The sequence below is a fragment of the Streptomyces sp. NPDC047880 genome (assembly GCF_040706515.1).
In the GTDB taxonomy this organism is placed as follows: Bacteria; Actinomycetota; Actinomycetes; order Streptomycetales; family Streptomycetaceae; genus Streptomyces.
On the sequence record NZ_JBEZOK010000070.1, the window covers coordinates 1 to 1,427 of the forward strand.

The following is a 1,427-nucleotide window of genomic DNA, read 5'->3' on the forward strand; positions in this document are numbered from 1 at the left end:
GTGCATGCGCGGTTGCGTGAGGTGGCGCGTGAGCGTGGCGTGACGGTGTTCATGGTGTTGCAGGCGGCGCTGGCGGTGACGTTGTCGCGGGTGGGCGCGGGCACCGACATTCCGATCGGTTCGGCGGTCGCGGGTCGTACGGATGAGGCGCTGGACGAGCTGGTCGGGTTCTTCGTGAACACGCTGGTGATCCGGACGGACCTGTCGGGTGATCCGACGTTCGCGCAGGTGCTGGAGCGGGTGCGGGAGACGAGCCTGGCCGGGTTCGGGCATCAGGATGTGCCGTTCGAGCGGCTGGTGGAGGAGCTGGCGCCGGCGCGTTCGCTGGCCCGGCATCCGCTGTTCCAGGTGATGCTGACGTTGCAGAACAACGCCCAGGCGGTCGTCGACCTGCCCGGGCTGAGCGCCTCCGGAGCACTGGCCGGGTCGGCGAAGTCCACCGGGACGGTAACGGCCAAGTTCGATCTGGATGTCACCGCCACCGAGGTGTTCGACGCCGAAGGTGCTCCCGCTGGCATGCGGGGTGTCGTGACCGTGGCTGCGGATGTGTTCGGGGTGGGGGCGGCTGAGCGGTTTGCGGAGTGGTTGGTGCGGGTGGTCGAGGTGGTGGTGGGGGCGCCGGACATCCGGGTGGGTGCGGTGGATGTGCTGGGTGCGGCTGAGCGGGCGTTGGTGGTGGAGGAGTGGAATGCGACGTCTGCGGGTGTGGGCTTGGTCGAGGGGTTGGTTCCCGAGCGGATTGCGGAGTGGGCGGTTGTTGATCCGGGTGCGGTGGCGGTGGTGTGTGAGGGGGTGGAGTTGTCGTATGGGGAGTTGGATGCGTGGGCTAATCGGTTTGCGGGGTTGTTGAGGGCGCGGGGTGTGGGTGCGGAGTCGGTGGTGGGGCTGTGTCTGCCTCGGGGTGTGGAGATGGTGGCGGCGATTGTGGGTGTGTGGCGGGCGGGGGCCGCCTATGTGCCGCTGGACCCCGAATACCCGGCGGAACGTTTGCAGTTCATGGTGGAGGACAGCGGGGCTGAACTCGTGGTGGGCCGGGGCGGCTTGTTGGGCGAATTGTCGGCGGCTGGGGTGGAGGGCGTCGATCTGGGCGATCAGGCTGTGGCCGAGGAATTGGCCGGGTTGCCGGGAGACGGCGTTTCCGGCGTGGTGCTTCGTGCCGAGGGTTTGGCGTATGTGATTTATACGTCGGGTTCGACGGGGTGGCCGAAGGGTGTGGCGGCTACGCAGGGTGGGTTGGCGTATTTGGTGGGTGCGTTGGGTCCGGTGTTGGGTGCGGGGCCGGGTGTGGGGGTGTTGCAGTTCGCGTCGTTCAGTTTTGATGCGTCGGTTTTGGATGTTGCGGTGACGTTGTCGTCGGGTGGGACGTTGGTGGTGGCGTCGGCGGCGGAGCGGTCGGATGGGTCGTTGTTGGCGGGGTTGGTTCGGGG

Annotated in this window: 1 protein-coding gene; it reads left to right on the top strand. The window is 67.7% G+C overall.

Annotated features, from left to right (window positions below; genetic code table 11):
- Positions 1 to 39: 39 nt before the first annotated feature.
- Positions 40 to 1,427: AMP-binding protein (locus tag AB0937_RS38505; RefSeq protein WP_366718870.1), on the top strand; the 1,388-nt coding region annotated here is incomplete at its 3' end.